The following is a 13211-nucleotide window of genomic DNA, read 5'->3' as shown; positions in this document are numbered from 1 at the left end:
CTTAAAATGTTTCACCGTTTCCCCATGCGAGGTTTCAATGCGTCCCGTCCGTAAAGCCGTTTTTCCCGTTGCCGGCATGGGCACCCGTTTTCTGCCCGCGACCAAGGCGATGCCCAAGGAAATGCTGCCCGTCGTCGACAAGCCCCTGATCCAGTACGCGGTGGAAGAAGCCGTGGCCGCCGGCATCACGGACCTGATTTTCGTCACCGGGCGCAACAAGCGGGCCATCGAGGATCATTTCGATTCCGCCCCTGAACTCGAATCCGACCTGGAAAGCAAGGGCAAGCACGAGCTGCTGGCCATGGTGCGTGGCATTCTACCCGCCCATGTGAACTGCCTTTACATTCGCCAATCGGCCCCGCTGGGCCTGGGACACGCCGTGCTGTCGGCGGCGCCGGCCGTGGGCGACGAGCCCTTCGCCGTGCTGCTGGCCGACGACCTGATCGACGCCGACACGCCCGCCATGAAGCAGCTGGTCGACATCGCAGTCGCGCAGAACGCCAGCGTGCTGGGGGTGCAGGACGTGCCGCGCGAAGACACCCGCAAGTACGGCATCGTCGCGACCCAGGACGGCGACGCCCGCGCCAACGGCCGCACCGAGCGCGTCACGCATATCGTTGAAAAACCCGATCCGGCGGCCGCCCCGTCCACGCTGGCGGTGGTGGGCCGCTATGTGCTGGAAGCGGCCATTTTCGATCACCTGCGCTCGACCAAGATGGGCGCCGGCAACGAAATCCAGCTGACCGACGGCATCGCGTCGCTGATGCGCGAGCGCGCGGTCTATGCGCACCGCTACGACGGCACGCGCTACGACTGCGGCAGCAAGGCCGGCATGTTCCAGGCCACCGTGGCGCTGGGACGCAAGTACCACGGGCTGATTCCGGAGTAGGCCACCGCCGGTTCGGGACGAAACGGACTGATTCCGCTGAATGGCCGGATCAGGCCGAGACGGCGCGGGCCTTGGCCCGCGCCCGCGCATCGCGATCGGCCTTGCGCAGCCGACCCTTGGCGGACAGGCGCATCAGGGTGCCCAGCGCCACCATCAAGCCCACCACCTCCACCAGCGCGGCCGGAATCCACATGGTCAGGCCGCCGATGGTCTGGTCGGTCTGCGCCGACATGGCGACGGCGCGGCCGCACAGTTCGAACAAGGGATAGAGGTCGCTTTCGGAGAAGGCGATGACGGCCCCCGCCACCATCTGCGGCGCCATGGTGATGATGGGCGAAATCACGCGGCCGCCTGGCGACATGGCCGCCGGCGGGCTGGGACGCCGGTCCAGGATCAGGTTCCAGTACATGAAACCGCTGATCACCACCGACCAGTTCATCAGCCGGTACAGGCGCCAGTCCAGCATGGAATAGAACTGCACCGACGGCAGCAGCCAGACCAGCACCAGGAACACGAACAGCGCGGGCACGAAGATCTTGTTGGTCAGCACCGCCACCGTGGCGCGGCCCGGGCCGGTGCGCAGGAAGTCGCGCAGCCGCAGGCGCCAGGCCAGCGGCAGCCCGGCGCGCATGACCTGTCCGGGAAAGGCCGCCATCACCAGCAGCGGCCCCAGGTGATGCAGCACCAGATGCTGGGCGCGATGGATGAAGAACATGCGCTCGGCGTAGTAGTCGAGCCGGGTATGCATGGACAGGTACAGCAGCACCATCCCCGACCAGAAGTACACCTGGCGCGCCAGCGTCACGTGATGCACCCGTTGGCCGCGCACGAACAGCACGATGGCCACGATGAACGAAGCCACCAGCGTGGGAGAGAACTCCCAGGGTACGAGCCACTCAAGACTGTCCATGCATGCCATCCGGAAGACCGCGGGGAAAGGCCGGCCCGGCGCCAGGCGCCGGGCCGCTGCTCACCGCCGATTGTAGTGGACGCCCGAAGGAGCGTCCCTCCCGGCATCAGAAACGGTGCGTCACGCCCATGGCGTAGCGGGTGGTATGGGAATTGCCGGGGTCGAACTGGTTGTCCAGCGTGTAGTTCGACGCATAGCCGGCGAATGCATAGACCGTGGTGCGCTTCGACAACTCGTAGGTATACCCCAGCGTCATCAGCTGCGCCTTGCGCGCGGTCATGCCATCGGCCCATTGCCAGTCCGGCTTGGCCAGCGACCATTGGGCCAGCACGGTGCCTCGCCCAAGCGGCACGCTCACGCCAAGCAGCCAGGCGTTGACCGTGCCGCCGGCCGCGAAGGCGGCGGGCCCGAGGTTCTGTCCCAGGTTGTCCGGATCGCCGCCGTCCAGGCCGACATAGCCGTTGCGCTGGCGCGACCAGGCCGCCGACACCTTCAGCACCTCGAAGTCATAGGAGGCGCCCAGCTGCAGCGCCTGCGGCCGGCCCTGAACGCCCTGGGGCGGCTGGGCCAGTCTCATCTGGTCCCAGGTCGCCACGGCCAGCAGCGGGCCATCCTCGTACTTCAGGCCCAGGCTCAGCGCGCGGTTGTTGGCGTTGGTGCGGAATTTCCCCTGCGCGTCGGCATCGAAGGAATAGCCGATCCCGGCCTGCCAGCCCTGCCACTCCGGCGTGTAGTAGTTCACCAGGTTGCTGAACTGGTAGTTGTCCGAGGCCTTGAAGGTGGCGCCCATGCCCATTTCCTTCCAGGACGCGATCTCCAGCGCGTTGCCATAGGTCTTGCCCACGGTGTACTGGCGGCCCAGGCGCAGCTCGCCCAGATCGTCATGCCCCAGCCCGACCCAGGCGCCATAGTTGAACAGGCTGCGGTCATCGGCCTGCCGTCCCGTGGATGGATCGAAGCCGTTTTCCAGCTGGAAGCGCGCGCTCCAGCCGTCTCCCAGGTCTTCCCTGCCCCGCAGGCCCCACAGCGAATCCGTCAGGCCGCCATTGAGCATGCCGCTGCGGCTGCCCACGCCGGACACGTTCGTGACGGCCACGCCGGCGTCGACCACGCCGTAGATCTGGACCTCGGTGCCGGACAAGGCGGCTACGTCGGCCCGGGCGGCCAGGGGGCTGGCCAGGCCGGCCGCCGTCAACGCCGCGCAAATGTAGTACTTCTTCATGCATTTCTCCCGACTGCGCCGCGGGCCTTGCCCGCGGCATCGAACCGACTCATTGCCACCCGTACTTGCGGACCCAGATACCCTTGAGCAGCTGCGTCAGCACGCAGTAGCTCAGCAGGATCCCGGCCAGCCAGGGGAAATAGCTCCACGGCAGCGCCTGCAGCTGGAAGTATCCGGCCAGCGGCGAGAACGGCAGGAACAGGCCCAGGCAAACCACCGCCAGCGTCATGACCATCAAGGGCCAGGCGGCGCGGCTCTGCAGGAACGGAATCCGGCGCGTGCGGATCATATGCACGATCAGCGTCTGCGACAACAGGCCCTCCACGAACCAGCCCGACTGGAACAGCGTTTGATGCTCGGGCGCATTGGCCTGGAATACATACCACATCAAGGCATACGTGGCGATGTCGAAGACCGAGCTGATCGGGCCGAAAAACACCATGAAGCGGCCCAGGCCGTCCGGATCCCATTGCTGGGGCTTCTTCAGCAATTCCTCGTCGACATTGTCGAACGGGATAGCGGTCTGCGAGATGTCGTACATCAAGTTCTGCAGCAGCAGATGGATCGGCAGCATGGGCAGGAACGGCAGGAAGGCGCTCGCCACCAGCACCGAGAAGACGTTGCCGAAGTTCGAGCTGGCCGTCATTTTCAGGTACTTGAGCATGTTGCAGAAGGTCTTGCGGCCTTCGATGACCCCATCTTCCAGCACCATCAGGCTCTTTTCGAGCAGGATGATGTCGGCGGCCTCCTTCGAGATATCCACGGCCGAATCGACCGAAATGCCCACGTCGGCCGCGCGCAGGGCGGGCGCATCGTTGATGCCGTCGCCCATGAAGCCCACGGTATTGCCCTGCGCCCGCAGGCTGCGCACGATGCGTTCCTTGTGCGCCGGCGTCAGGCGGGCAAAGACGTTGGCCTCGCGCACCGCCACGGCCAGCTGCGCATCGGACATGGCCTCGACCTCCGCGCCCAGCACCACCTTGCGGACCTCGAAACCGACTTCGCGGCAGACTTTCTGCGTCACCAGCTCCACGTCGCCGGTCAGCACCTTGACCTCGATGCCCGATTCCTTCAGCGCAGCCAGGGCGGGCGCGGTGGATTCCTTGGGGGGATCCAGGAAGGCGATGTAGCCGACCAGGATCAGGTCGGACTCATCGGCCACCCCGTAGGCCTGCTGAGTGGGCGGCAGCTCTTTCACGCCGACGGCGATCACGCGCAGGCCGTCGCGGTTCAGGTCGGCCGTGACCTTGCGGATGTCGGCGCGGCGCGCATCGGTCAACAGCTGCACCTCTTCGCCCACGCGCAGGCGGGTGCAGGCCGACAACACCTCCTCCAGCGCGCCCTTGCAGATCAGCTCATGGTGTTCGCGGCCGTTCTCGACCTCGTTCACCACCACCGACATGCGGCGACGCGCGAAGTCGAAGGGAATCTCGTCGACCTTGCGGTAGCTCGCCGCCAGATTCAGCTTGCGCTCCACCTCGGCGTGCCGCAGCACCGCCACGTCCAGCAGGTTCTTCAATCCGGTCTGGTAGTAGCTGTTCAGGTAGGCGTAGGCCAGCACGTCGTCGCTGACGGCGCCGTACACATCGGTATGGCGTTCCAGCACGATGCGGTCCTGCGTCAGCGTGCCGGTCTTGTCGGTGCACAGCACGTTCATGGCGCCCAGGTTCTGGATGGCGTCCAGGCGCTTGACCACGACCTTGCGCCGCGACATCCGCACCGCCCCCTTGGCCAGGGTGGCGGTGACGATCATGGGCAACATCTCGGGCGTCAGACCCACGGCGATCGCCAGCGCGAACAGCAGCGCCTCGAGCCAGTCACCCTTGGTGAAGCCGTTGATCAGCATGACGATGGGCGCCATCACCAGCATGAAGCGGATCAGCACCCAGCTGACGCGGTTGATGCCCTGCTGGAACTGGGTTGGCACGCGCGCGGTCTGCGTGACGCGTCCGGCGAGCTGGCCGAAGTAGGTGTCGGCGCCGGTGGCCACGATCAGGGCGGTGCCCGAGCCGCTGACCACGTTGGTGCCCATGTAGGCCATGTTCTCCAGTTCCAGCGAATTGGCCGTCTCTACGCGCTGCGTGGCGCTCTTCTCGACCGGCAGCGATTCGCCCGTCAAGGCCGCCTGCGCCACGAACAGGTCCTTGGCGGTCAGGATGCGGCAATCGGCCGGGATCATGTCGCCCGCGGACAGCAGCACCACGTCGCCGGGCACCAGGTCGGCCAGCGGCAGCTCCATGCGGCGCGAGCCGCTGGCGTGCGGCGCCACGCCCAGCGCGCGCCGGACCTCGCTCTCGGAGGGATCGCCGGCGTCGCTGCGCAGCACGGTCGCCGTGTTCTGCACCATCGCCTTGAGCGCCTCGGCGGCGCGGTTGGAGCGACGCTCCTGCGCGAAGCGCAGCAGCGTGGAAATGACCACCATCGAACCGATGATGATGACGCCGCGCCAGGACTGGTCGTCAGGCTCGGCCATCCAGACATCGGTGACCCACGACAGCGAGGCCAGCGCGGTCAGCAGCAGGTTGAAGGGGTTGCGGTACGAGTACCACAGGTGGACATACCAGCGCAGCGGCGCTTCGTGGTCGACCTCGTTGCGGCCATGCCGTTCACGCGCGGCGCTGGCCTGGGCTTCGCTCAGGCCGCCGGCGCGGCTGCCGAAACGCTGGAACAGCGTCTCCGTATCCTGACCGGAAAGTTCCAGCATGCGGCGGTTGGCGTGGCGGGCCGCGTCGGGCGGCACGGCGGCCACATCGCCGCCGCGCTCAAGCATGGGCGAGCGGCGGAAATGGCGCCCGGTACGTCGCGCTCGGGCGGCGGATGAGAAGAATGACTTCAGGAACGTCAACATCGGAGTGCTCCGGTTGTTTGTTTTCTTGTCCCGCGCAGCGTCCGGGGAAGAATCCCCGGGGAACGGCGCAACCGCGAAGAAGGACGCGGCGCGGGAGCTTTTTCTGGGAGACACGGACGACAGGCTGCGTGCCTGGCACGGGCGTGCGCGGCCGCGGCCAGCGGGCGCAGGCCGTCGATCCGCCGCGTACGGGCGTGTTCAAGCACCGGAGCAATGTGGCCGGTGTCCGGATCGCGTCAAGAAGCGCGCCGGGTGCGGAAAACGGAAAGGGAAGCGAGCGGAAGAATCGGTGCCGGCGGATCGGGCGGACGCTGGGTCAGCCAGGCCGGGGATTCAGTGCTGCGGGTTCCGTACGGACCAGGATGCGTCTGGCCGGTCGGCTCGCAGGGAGTGGACGGGTCAGACAGGCATGCCGGCGCCGCGCGCGGGGCGCAATCGAGGCTCGGGGTCTAAGGCACTAGGCATGATTTCTCCTGTGGGTTGACGGGCAGCCGCGGGCGTTCAGGCCGCCAGCGGCTGGACGCCGAAATGCACGTGGCGCACGGCGGGGTTGGCGCTCAGGCGACGGGCCTGGGACATCAGTTCGCCGCGCAATTCGGGGGGGCAGTTGACGGTGATGCAGGCCGACGCCATGCCGGGATCCGAGCCCTGGTCGATCTGCACTTGCGAAACATCCAGGCCGGCGGCGCTGAAGTCCAGGCAGATCTGCTTGCGCAGGGAACCCAGTTCATCGCGCGGACAAATGACCGTCAGCCGCGACGTGCCGCGGCGGCGGCCCTGGGCGGTGGCGCGGTCCACGCCGGCGCGGCGCAGGAACAAGTCGAAGAAACGCATGGCGACCTCCATTGCAAGAACGGCGGAGCGGCTTCGCGAACATGCGCGCACGCGCCGCGCTCGGCGGCCGGGCACGATGGACGTGCGCGAACGCGGGCGCTGCGGACGAGCGACGGTTCTGGCGGTTTACGTTGGGGAGATGCCCGGCAAGCCGTGGGCTTGCGCGTTGGTCCGGGCGGACGCCTGGACCTTGGGATACGCCGCAACCTGTTCAACAGGCGCGGCAGACGGAGTGCTGCGTGATCCTGTTAAACAGCGGTGTCGATGCAAGATCGACTTTCGCCGGAATCGGTATTCACGAAGACTGCTCCTGGGATGGATAACGGGCGCAATTTTACGCGGGTTTCCACTGATGGACAACACTTTGGTCGCGTAAAGGGCACAAAAAAGTGGAATCCGCGCGCATTCCACCGCAGCGCGCCCCGGCCTCGATCACGGGCATGGCTGCCGCGCCATGATGGCGCGGCAGCCACCGTCCTCCGACAGAAGCGCGCTGCGCCGTCCTCACGCGTAGAAGTGCCAGCCCAGGTAGATGGCGAACAAGGCGTAGAACCCACCCGCCGCCGACAGCACCGGCACGGTGATGCCGGAAGAGCGGAAGCGCAGCCACAGCAGGCCGATGGACAGCATGGTGAACAGGCCGGCCGCGAGCAAGGGGGCGTCCAGCAGCCAAGGCGTCATGAAGATGCCCAGCGCGCTGGGAATGGTGGCCTGGATCATCATGGCGCCCGAGATGTTGGCCAAGGCCAGCCGCTCTTTACCCTGGCGCACCCAGATCAGCGCGTTCATGATTTCCGGCAGCTCGGTGGCGACCGGCGCCAGCAGCAGCGCCGCCAGGTGCGGCGAAGCGCCCATGGCCACGCCCAGCGTCTCGATCTGGTTGACGAACACATGCGACGCGCCGGCGATCACCACCAGCGCCAGCACCGTCTGCGTGATGGCCCAGGACAGCGCGGGATCCGTGTCGCGGGGGCGCAGCTTGAGCGGCTCCAGGTCTTCGCTGGCCAGGCTTTCCTCGTCATTGCTCAGCTCGCGCTTCACATAGAGGCCGTAGGTGACCAGGAACAGGATGCCCAGCCAGGGCTTCCAGGCGAAGGCCAGCAGCCCCAGCCCGACCTTGAAGACGAAGATGCCCATGAACCAGGCCTGGTCGCGGGCCAGTCTGCGCTGGTCCGCGTTGATACAGTCCAATTGCGTCGCGCGGCCACGGTGGGCGCGCCACAGGGCCAGGCCGACGACCGCGTAGGCCAGCGTCGCCAGTACCAGCGGACCGCCCATCGCGGCGCCCACGCCGATGTCCTTCTGCTCTGGGGTATCGCCGAACACGACGGCCATGAAGGTCACGGCGCTTTCCGGCAGCGCGGTGCCGAAGGCGGCGAGCACGGTGCCCGTCGCGGTGGCGCCCAGCTCGAACCGGTGGCCGACCCACTCGACGCCATTGACGAAGTACTCGCAGGCGAAATAGATGACCGCCGCGGACAGGAAAAACAGGAACAGGGTGAGCAACATGGGAGCGAATGCGGCCGGACGAGCGGATACCGATGGCACGACGCTGCCGCTCGCCCGGCCAGGGGTGAACGCAACGCGGCCAAAGGTCTCGCCTGGCAGTTCCATGTGGCGGGCGCGCCGCGAGCATGGAAACCGTCAGCGCCATGGGGTTCCAGCGGTTGCTCCGCAACCTGAACCACCAAGTTTGTTGACGCTGACTCCTTTGGGGAACAAAGGATGGCTACTCCCCAATGACTGAGCCGCGATTGTAGCAGCCCGCCGGCCGCGCGGGCGGGAATTTCCGCACAGGCGGCGCGGACGCTCCGCGCGACCGCGCGAGCGCCGCCCAGCCGCGTTAAAGTGGAAGTCAACGCAGCCTGCGTCCAGGCATTCGAGCCGCCCGCCGCCGCATGCCGCTTCCCGACAAACGCCACCCGCGGGGCAGTGCGCCCCGGCCGCCCATGAGCCTGCCGCCCGACGATATCGCCCCCTATGCCGCCCGCCGCCACCGCCTGATGGAACGCATGCGCGCGGCCGGCGGCGGCATCGCCGTGCTCGCCACCGCGCCCGAGGCCATCCGCAACCGCGACGCCGAATATCCCTACCGGCACGACAGCGACTTCTTCTACCTCACCGGCTTCACCGAGCCGGAGGCCTGGCTGGTGCTGATCGCCGGCGCCACCGACCGCGCGCTGCTGTTCTGCCGTCCGCGACATGTCGAGCATGAGATCTGGGAAGGCAAGCGCTTCGGCCCGGAAGCCGCCGCCGAACGCTTCGGCTTTGACGACGCCCATCCGATCGACGCGCTCGACGAACTGATGCCCACGCTGCTGATGGACCAGCCCACGCTGTACGCGCCGCTGGCGGGCAACCGGCGCGCCGACGGCCGGCTGCGGCGCTGGCTGGCCGCCGCCCGCGAATCCGGACGCGGCGGCCGCCTGCCGCCCGAACGGCAGCAGGACGTGGCCCCCATTCTGGCGGAGATGCGGCTGATCAAGGACGCCACGGAGATCGCCGCCATGCGCCGCGCCGCCAAGATCTCCGCCGGCGCTCACGCCCGCGCCATGCGGGCCGCCCGCGCCGGCATGCGCGAGTACGAGCTGGAAGCCGAGCTGTTGTATGAATTCCGGCGCCAGGGCGCGCAGTCGGTGGCCTACAACAGCATCGTGGCGGCCGGCGCCAACGCCTGCGTGCTGCACTACCCGGCGGGCGACGCCGTGCTGCGCGACGGCGACCTGGTGCTGATCGACGCCGGCTGCGAGGTCGACAGCTATGCCAGCGACATCACGCGCACCTTTCCCGTGAACGGACGCTACAGCGGTCCGCAGCGGGCGCTGTACGACCTGACGGCCGCCGCGCAGGACGCCGCCGTGCAGGCCACGGCGCCGGGCCGATCCTGCAACGATTCGCACGACGCCGCCGTCCGGGTATTGGCCCAGGGCATGCTGGACCTGAAGCTGCTGAAGGGATCGCTGGACAGCGTGATCGAATCCGGCGCCTACAGCCGCTACTACATGCACCGCACCGGCCATTGGCTGGGCCTGGACGTCCATGACGTGGGCGACTACCGCCAGCCCGGCCCCGCGCAGGGCGGCGAGCGTCCCTGGCGCGCGCTGCAGGCCGGCATGATGCTGACCATCGAGCCCGGCATCTATGTGCGCCCCGCCGACGACGTGCCCGAGGCCTACTGGAACATCGGCATCCGCATCGAGGACGACGCGCTGGTCACGGACGAGGGCTGCGAACTGATCACCCGCGGCGTGCCGGTGCAGGCCGGCGAGATCGAGGCGCTGATGCGTGAATAGGCGCGGCGGCTACAGCACGTAGCCGTCCAGCCAGCCCATCGCCACCCAGACGTACACCACCACCATGGCGATGGCGAACATGGCCACGATCGAGCCGATCAGGCAGGCGCTCAGCGCCACCAGGACCGGCCCCCAGCCCGTCGCCGACGGGCGGCCCAGATCGGGGTTGTAGCGCCGGTCGAATTTCTCGTCGGACATGAGCGAGAAGACCACGCTCTCGACGAAGCCGTCGATCATGGGAATGAACAACAGGAAGAAAGCCGGGTTGTCGTACCAGACCGGATAAAGACTGAAGGCGCCGGCCAGCGCCAGCGCGGCGTACAGGCTCACCGCCCAGGCATGGCGGCGGCCGAGATACCACCAGTGCGCGCCCGCCCAGCCCAGGAAGCAGGCCAGCAGGCCGACCGCGACCTTGCCCCGCGGCCGGCGCGGGATTGCAGCGGAAATCGAAGAAGTAGCCTGAGCCTGCGTCATGTCATCGCTCCTGTGGCGTGACCGCGCACGCCGCCTGCCGGCGATTGTAGTGGACGGTTAAACTTCCGCACATGACTGCTTCCGCCTTCGACATTGCGATTCTCGGCGCCGGCCCCGTCGGCCGCGTCCTGGCCCTGATGCTGGCTCGGGTGGCGCCGGATCCGGCCCGCATCGCGCTGCTGCAAGGCACGGCCCCCGCCTCCACGGCGGACGCCGCGCCCGCGGCCGATCCTCGCGTGCTGGCCATGAACCACGGCAGCCGCGTGCTGCTCGAATCGCTGGACGCCTGGCCGGAACGCTCGGCCGACATCCGCAGCATCCATGTCTCGCAGCGCGGCCGCCTGGGCCGCAGCCTGATCCGCCATACCGACTTCGACGTGCCGCAGCTGGGCAGCGTGGTCGGCTATTCGGGCCTCTACGCCCGGCTCGAAGCCCGCGTCGCCCAGTGCGGCGTGACCCTGCTGTCGGGACCGCCCGCCCGGATCCTGGAGCAGGACGCCGACGGCGTGCGCGTCGCCCAGGGCGACACCGAATTGCGCTGCCGGGTGGTGGTGCAGTCCGACGGCGCGGGCGGCGAGGACCTGCGCCGCGACTACGGCCAGCACGCCGTGCTGACCACGGCGCACGCCGCCCTGCCGCGCCCCGGCTGGGCCTGGGAGCGCTTCACGTCCGAGGGGCCGCTGGCCCTGCTGCCCCATCCGCACACGCCCGAAGCCCATTCCGTGGTCTGGTGCAGCACGCCGCAACGCGCCGCCGAACTGGCCGCGCTGGACAACGCGGCCTTCTCGCGCGCGCTGAGCGCCGCCTTCGGCGACCGCCTCGGCCGCCTGTCCAGCCAGGCGCCGCGTCACGTTTTCCCGCTGGCGCTGAGCGCCCGCCGCGCCCAGGTGCAAGGGCGCGTGGCGGCCATCGGCAATGCCGCCCAGACCCTGCACCCGGTGGCGGGCCAGGGCCTGAACCTGGGCCTGCGCGACGCCGCCCGGCTGGCGCAGGCGCTGGGCGCCTGGCTGCCAGGCCCGGACGCCAGCCCTGCCCCGGCGCTGGCCGAGTTCGCCGGCGCGCGCCAGTTCGACCGCCTGATCACCGCCGGCCTGACCGACCTGATGCCGCGCGTGTTCGCCACCGGCCTGGCGCCGGTGGAACATGCCTGCGGCCTGGCGCTGCTGGGCCTGGACCTGGCGGCGCCGCTGCGCGCGCCGCTGGCCCGGCATCTGCTGCAAGGATTCCGGACCTAGCCCGGCGCCGGCCGCCACGATCCGGCCCTGGAAAGGGGCCGCGCTCTGCCTCGTCCGCCCAGGCTTGTTACCAAGCCGTTGTCGGACAAAAAAGAGGGTTCGATCAGGCCGGTTAAAATGTGACCATGCGCATCGGTCCCTGGACTCTCCCCAACAACGTACTGGTCGCGCCCATGGCGGGCGTGACCGATCGGCCTTTCCGGCAGCTTTGCAAGAAGCTGGGGGCCGGCTATGCCGTGTCCGAAATGGCGGCCAGCAACCCCAAGCTGTGGGACAGCGTCAAGACCTCGCGCCGCCTGAACCACGACGGCGAGATCGCCCCCATTTCGGTCCAGATCGCCGGCGCCGACCCGGCCATGATGGCCGAGGCCGCCGCTTTCAACGCGGCCCGGGGCGCCAAGATCATCGACATCAACATGGGCTGCCCGGTCAAGAAGGTCTGCAACGTGGCCTCCGGCTCGGCGCTGCTGCGCCACGAAGACCTGATCGTCCGCATCCTGGACGCCGTGGTGGCCGCCTGCGCGCCGCTGGGCGTGCCCGTCACGCTCAAGACCCGCACCGGCTGGGACCGCGAGAGCCGCAACGCGCTGCGCGTGGCCCGGCTGGCCGAGAACGCCGGCATCGCCGCCCTGACCCTGCACGGCCGCACCCGCGCCGACCTGTACACCGGCCATGCCGAATACGACACCATCCGCGCGGTCCGCGCGGAGCTGAAGATCCCGCTCATCGCCAACGGCGACATCGACTCGCCCGAGAAAGCGAAACACGTCCTGGATTACACTGGCGCCGACGCGGTGATGATCGGACGGGCGGCCCAGGGCCGTCCCTGGATCTTCCGCGAAATCGACCACTACCTGCGCACGGGCGAAAAACTCGCCCCGCCCTCCTATGGGGAAATGCGCGAGCTGCTGCTCGAACACCTCGACGACCACTACCGCTTCTATGGCGAGCACACCGGCGTACGCACGGCGCGCAAGCATATCGGCTGGTATCTGGAAGGCCTGCCGGACGCGGACTCGTTCCGCGACCGCATGAACCTCATCGACAACACCCGCGACCAATGGCGGGCGGTGTCGGAATGGTTCCTCGCACTATCGAACGACGGCGACCGCAATCCGGCGCCGGCCGTTCAAGCCCTGCTGGCGGCATGACCGCCTCAACACCAACATAAAAATATCTGTACTCCGATGAGCAAGAAAGATGTCCTGGAAGAATGCGTGCGCGCCAGCCTGGAGCGCTATTTCGAAGACCTGGGTGAATCCGAGCCTCACGACATGTGGGACATGGTGATGCGCTGCGTTGAGCGCCCGGTGCTTGAAGTGGCGCTGGAACGGTCCGGCGGCAACCAGTCGCGGGCATCCGAAATGCTGGGCATCACGCGCAACACGCTGCGCAAGAAGCTGCTCGCCCACAACATCCAAGTATAGATCCCCACGCCAGCGGACGGCCCGCCCGGCACGGGCCGCCCCCTTCCAGATTTCCCATCCAGTACCCGAACGAGAAAGG

At 68.1% G+C, this 13211-nt stretch carries 11 protein-coding genes and 1 riboswitch; of the genes, 5 read left to right on the top strand and 6 right to left on the bottom strand.

What is annotated here, in order from left to right:
• Window positions 1–37 precede the first annotated feature (37 nt).
• Window positions 38–889: a UTP--glucose-1-phosphate uridylyltransferase GalU gene (gene galU, locus AC6LJ5_RS10945; protein WP_103272682.1), complete on the top strand. Its 852-nt coding sequence runs from the start codon at window positions 38–40 to the stop codon at window positions 887–889.
• Between the two features lie 49 nt (window positions 890–938).
• Here the strand turns inward: galU and AC6LJ5_RS10940 are convergent, their stop codons facing one another.
• From AC6LJ5_RS10940 to AC6LJ5_RS10920, 5 genes are all read right to left on the bottom strand, one after another.
• Window positions 939–1808, bottom strand: a complete 870-nt coding sequence (locus AC6LJ5_RS10940) for a cytochrome c oxidase assembly protein (RefSeq protein WP_498140465.1) — start codon at window positions 1806–1808, stop codon at window positions 939–941.
• 97 nt (window positions 1809–1905) lie between these two features.
• Window positions 1906–3021, bottom strand: coding sequence for a porin (locus AC6LJ5_RS10935; protein WP_498140464.1), 1116 nt, complete (start codon window positions 3019–3021; stop codon window positions 1906–1908).
• Between the two features lie 49 nt (window positions 3022–3070).
• The gene (mgtA, locus tag AC6LJ5_RS10930; protein WP_103272679.1) at window positions 3071–5869 is read right to left on the bottom strand and encodes a magnesium-translocating P-type ATPase; all 2799 of its coding nucleotides are present in this window, start codon (window positions 5867–5869) and stop codon (window positions 3071–3073) included.
• Window positions 5870–6370: 501 nt separating this feature from the next.
• Window positions 6371–6703, bottom strand: a complete 333-nt coding sequence (locus AC6LJ5_RS10925) for a hypothetical protein (protein ID WP_103272678.1) — start codon at window positions 6701–6703, stop codon at window positions 6371–6373.
• Between the two features lie 504 nt (window positions 6704–7207).
• A complete protein-coding gene (locus tag AC6LJ5_RS10920) occupies window positions 7208–8212 on the bottom strand; it encodes a sodium:calcium antiporter (RefSeq protein ID WP_103272677.1) in 1005 nt (334 codons plus the stop codon).
• A 97-nt stretch (window positions 8213–8309) separates the two neighbouring features.
• Window positions 8310–8460, bottom strand: a riboswitch (yybP-ykoY riboswitch).
• 192 nt (window positions 8461–8652) lie between these two features.
• Between AC6LJ5_RS10920 and AC6LJ5_RS10915 the strand changes: the two genes are divergently transcribed.
• Window positions 8653–9996, top strand: a complete 1344-nt coding sequence (locus AC6LJ5_RS10915; protein ID WP_498140463.1) for an aminopeptidase P N-terminal domain-containing protein — start codon at window positions 8653–8655, stop codon at window positions 9994–9996.
• Window positions 9997–10005: 9 nt separating this feature from the next.
• Here AC6LJ5_RS10915 and AC6LJ5_RS10910 read toward each other — a convergent pair whose 3' ends face one another.
• Entirely contained in the window at window positions 10006–10470 is a 465-nt protein-coding gene (locus AC6LJ5_RS10910) for a TM2 domain-containing protein (RefSeq protein ID WP_103272675.1), read from the bottom strand.
• 71 nt (window positions 10471–10541) lie between these two features.
• Here AC6LJ5_RS10910 and AC6LJ5_RS10905 point away from each other — a divergent pair, with 71 nt between their 5' ends.
• The 3 genes from AC6LJ5_RS10905 (at window position 10542) to AC6LJ5_RS10895 (ending at window position 13132) form a co-directional block, all read left to right on the top strand.
• A complete protein-coding gene (locus AC6LJ5_RS10905) occupies window positions 10542–11705 on the top strand; it encodes a UbiH/UbiF/VisC/COQ6 family ubiquinone biosynthesis hydroxylase (protein WP_498140462.1) in 1164 nt (387 codons plus the stop codon).
• A 125-nt stretch (window positions 11706–11830) separates the two neighbouring features.
• Window positions 11831–12856 carry a tRNA dihydrouridine synthase DusB gene (dusB, locus tag AC6LJ5_RS10900; protein ID WP_103272673.1) on the top strand — a complete coding sequence of 342 codons (1026 nt, stop codon included), beginning with the start codon at window positions 11831–11833 and terminating at the stop codon, window positions 12854–12856.
• Between the two features lie 36 nt (window positions 12857–12892).
• A complete protein-coding gene (locus AC6LJ5_RS10895; protein WP_006217670.1) occupies window positions 12893–13132 on the top strand; it encodes a helix-turn-helix domain-containing protein in 240 nt (79 codons plus the stop codon).
• Window positions 13133–13211 lie beyond the last annotated feature (79 nt).

The organism is Achromobacter sp. 1011791174 (assembly GCF_059760925.1).
The sequence above is the reverse complement of the archived record's forward strand: the minus strand, read 5'-3'. Positions and strand labels throughout refer to the sequence as shown.

Excerpts from the sequence above, each read along its gene's own strand:
- AC6LJ5_RS10925 (WP_103272678.1), bottom strand. The coding sequence starts at position 6,703 with ATGCGTTTCTTCGACTTGTTCCTGCGCCGCGCCGGCGTGGACCGCGCC.
- mgtA (WP_103272679.1), bottom strand. The coding sequence starts at position 5,869 with ATGTTGACGTTCCTGAAGTCATTCTTCTCATCCGCCGCCCGAGCGCGA.
- AC6LJ5_RS10895 (WP_006217670.1), top strand. The coding sequence starts at position 12,893 with ATGAGCAAGAAAGATGTCCTGGAAGAATGCGTGCGCGCCAGCCTGGAG.
- AC6LJ5_RS10935 (WP_498140464.1), bottom strand. The coding sequence starts at position 3,021 with ATGAAGAAGTACTACATTTGCGCGGCGTTGACGGCGGCCGGCCTGGCC.
- AC6LJ5_RS10905 (WP_498140462.1), top strand. The coding sequence starts at position 10,542 with ATGACTGCTTCCGCCTTCGACATTGCGATTCTCGGCGCCGGCCCCGTC.
- dusB (WP_103272673.1), top strand. The coding sequence starts at position 11,831 with ATGCGCATCGGTCCCTGGACTCTCCCCAACAACGTACTGGTCGCGCCC.
- AC6LJ5_RS10920 (WP_103272677.1), bottom strand. The coding sequence starts at position 8,212 with ATGTTGCTCACCCTGTTCCTGTTTTTCCTGTCCGCGGCGGTCATCTAT.
- AC6LJ5_RS10940 (WP_498140465.1), bottom strand. The coding sequence starts at position 1,808 with ATGGCATGCATGGACAGTCTTGAGTGGCTCGTACCCTGGGAGTTCTCT.
- galU (WP_103272682.1), top strand. The coding sequence starts at position 38 with ATGCGTCCCGTCCGTAAAGCCGTTTTTCCCGTTGCCGGCATGGGCACC.
- AC6LJ5_RS10910 (WP_103272675.1), bottom strand. The coding sequence starts at position 10,470 with ATGACGCAGGCTCAGGCTACTTCTTCGATTTCCGCTGCAATCCCGCGC.
- AC6LJ5_RS10915 (WP_498140463.1), top strand. The coding sequence starts at position 8,653 with ATGAGCCTGCCGCCCGACGATATCGCCCCCTATGCCGCCCGCCGCCAC.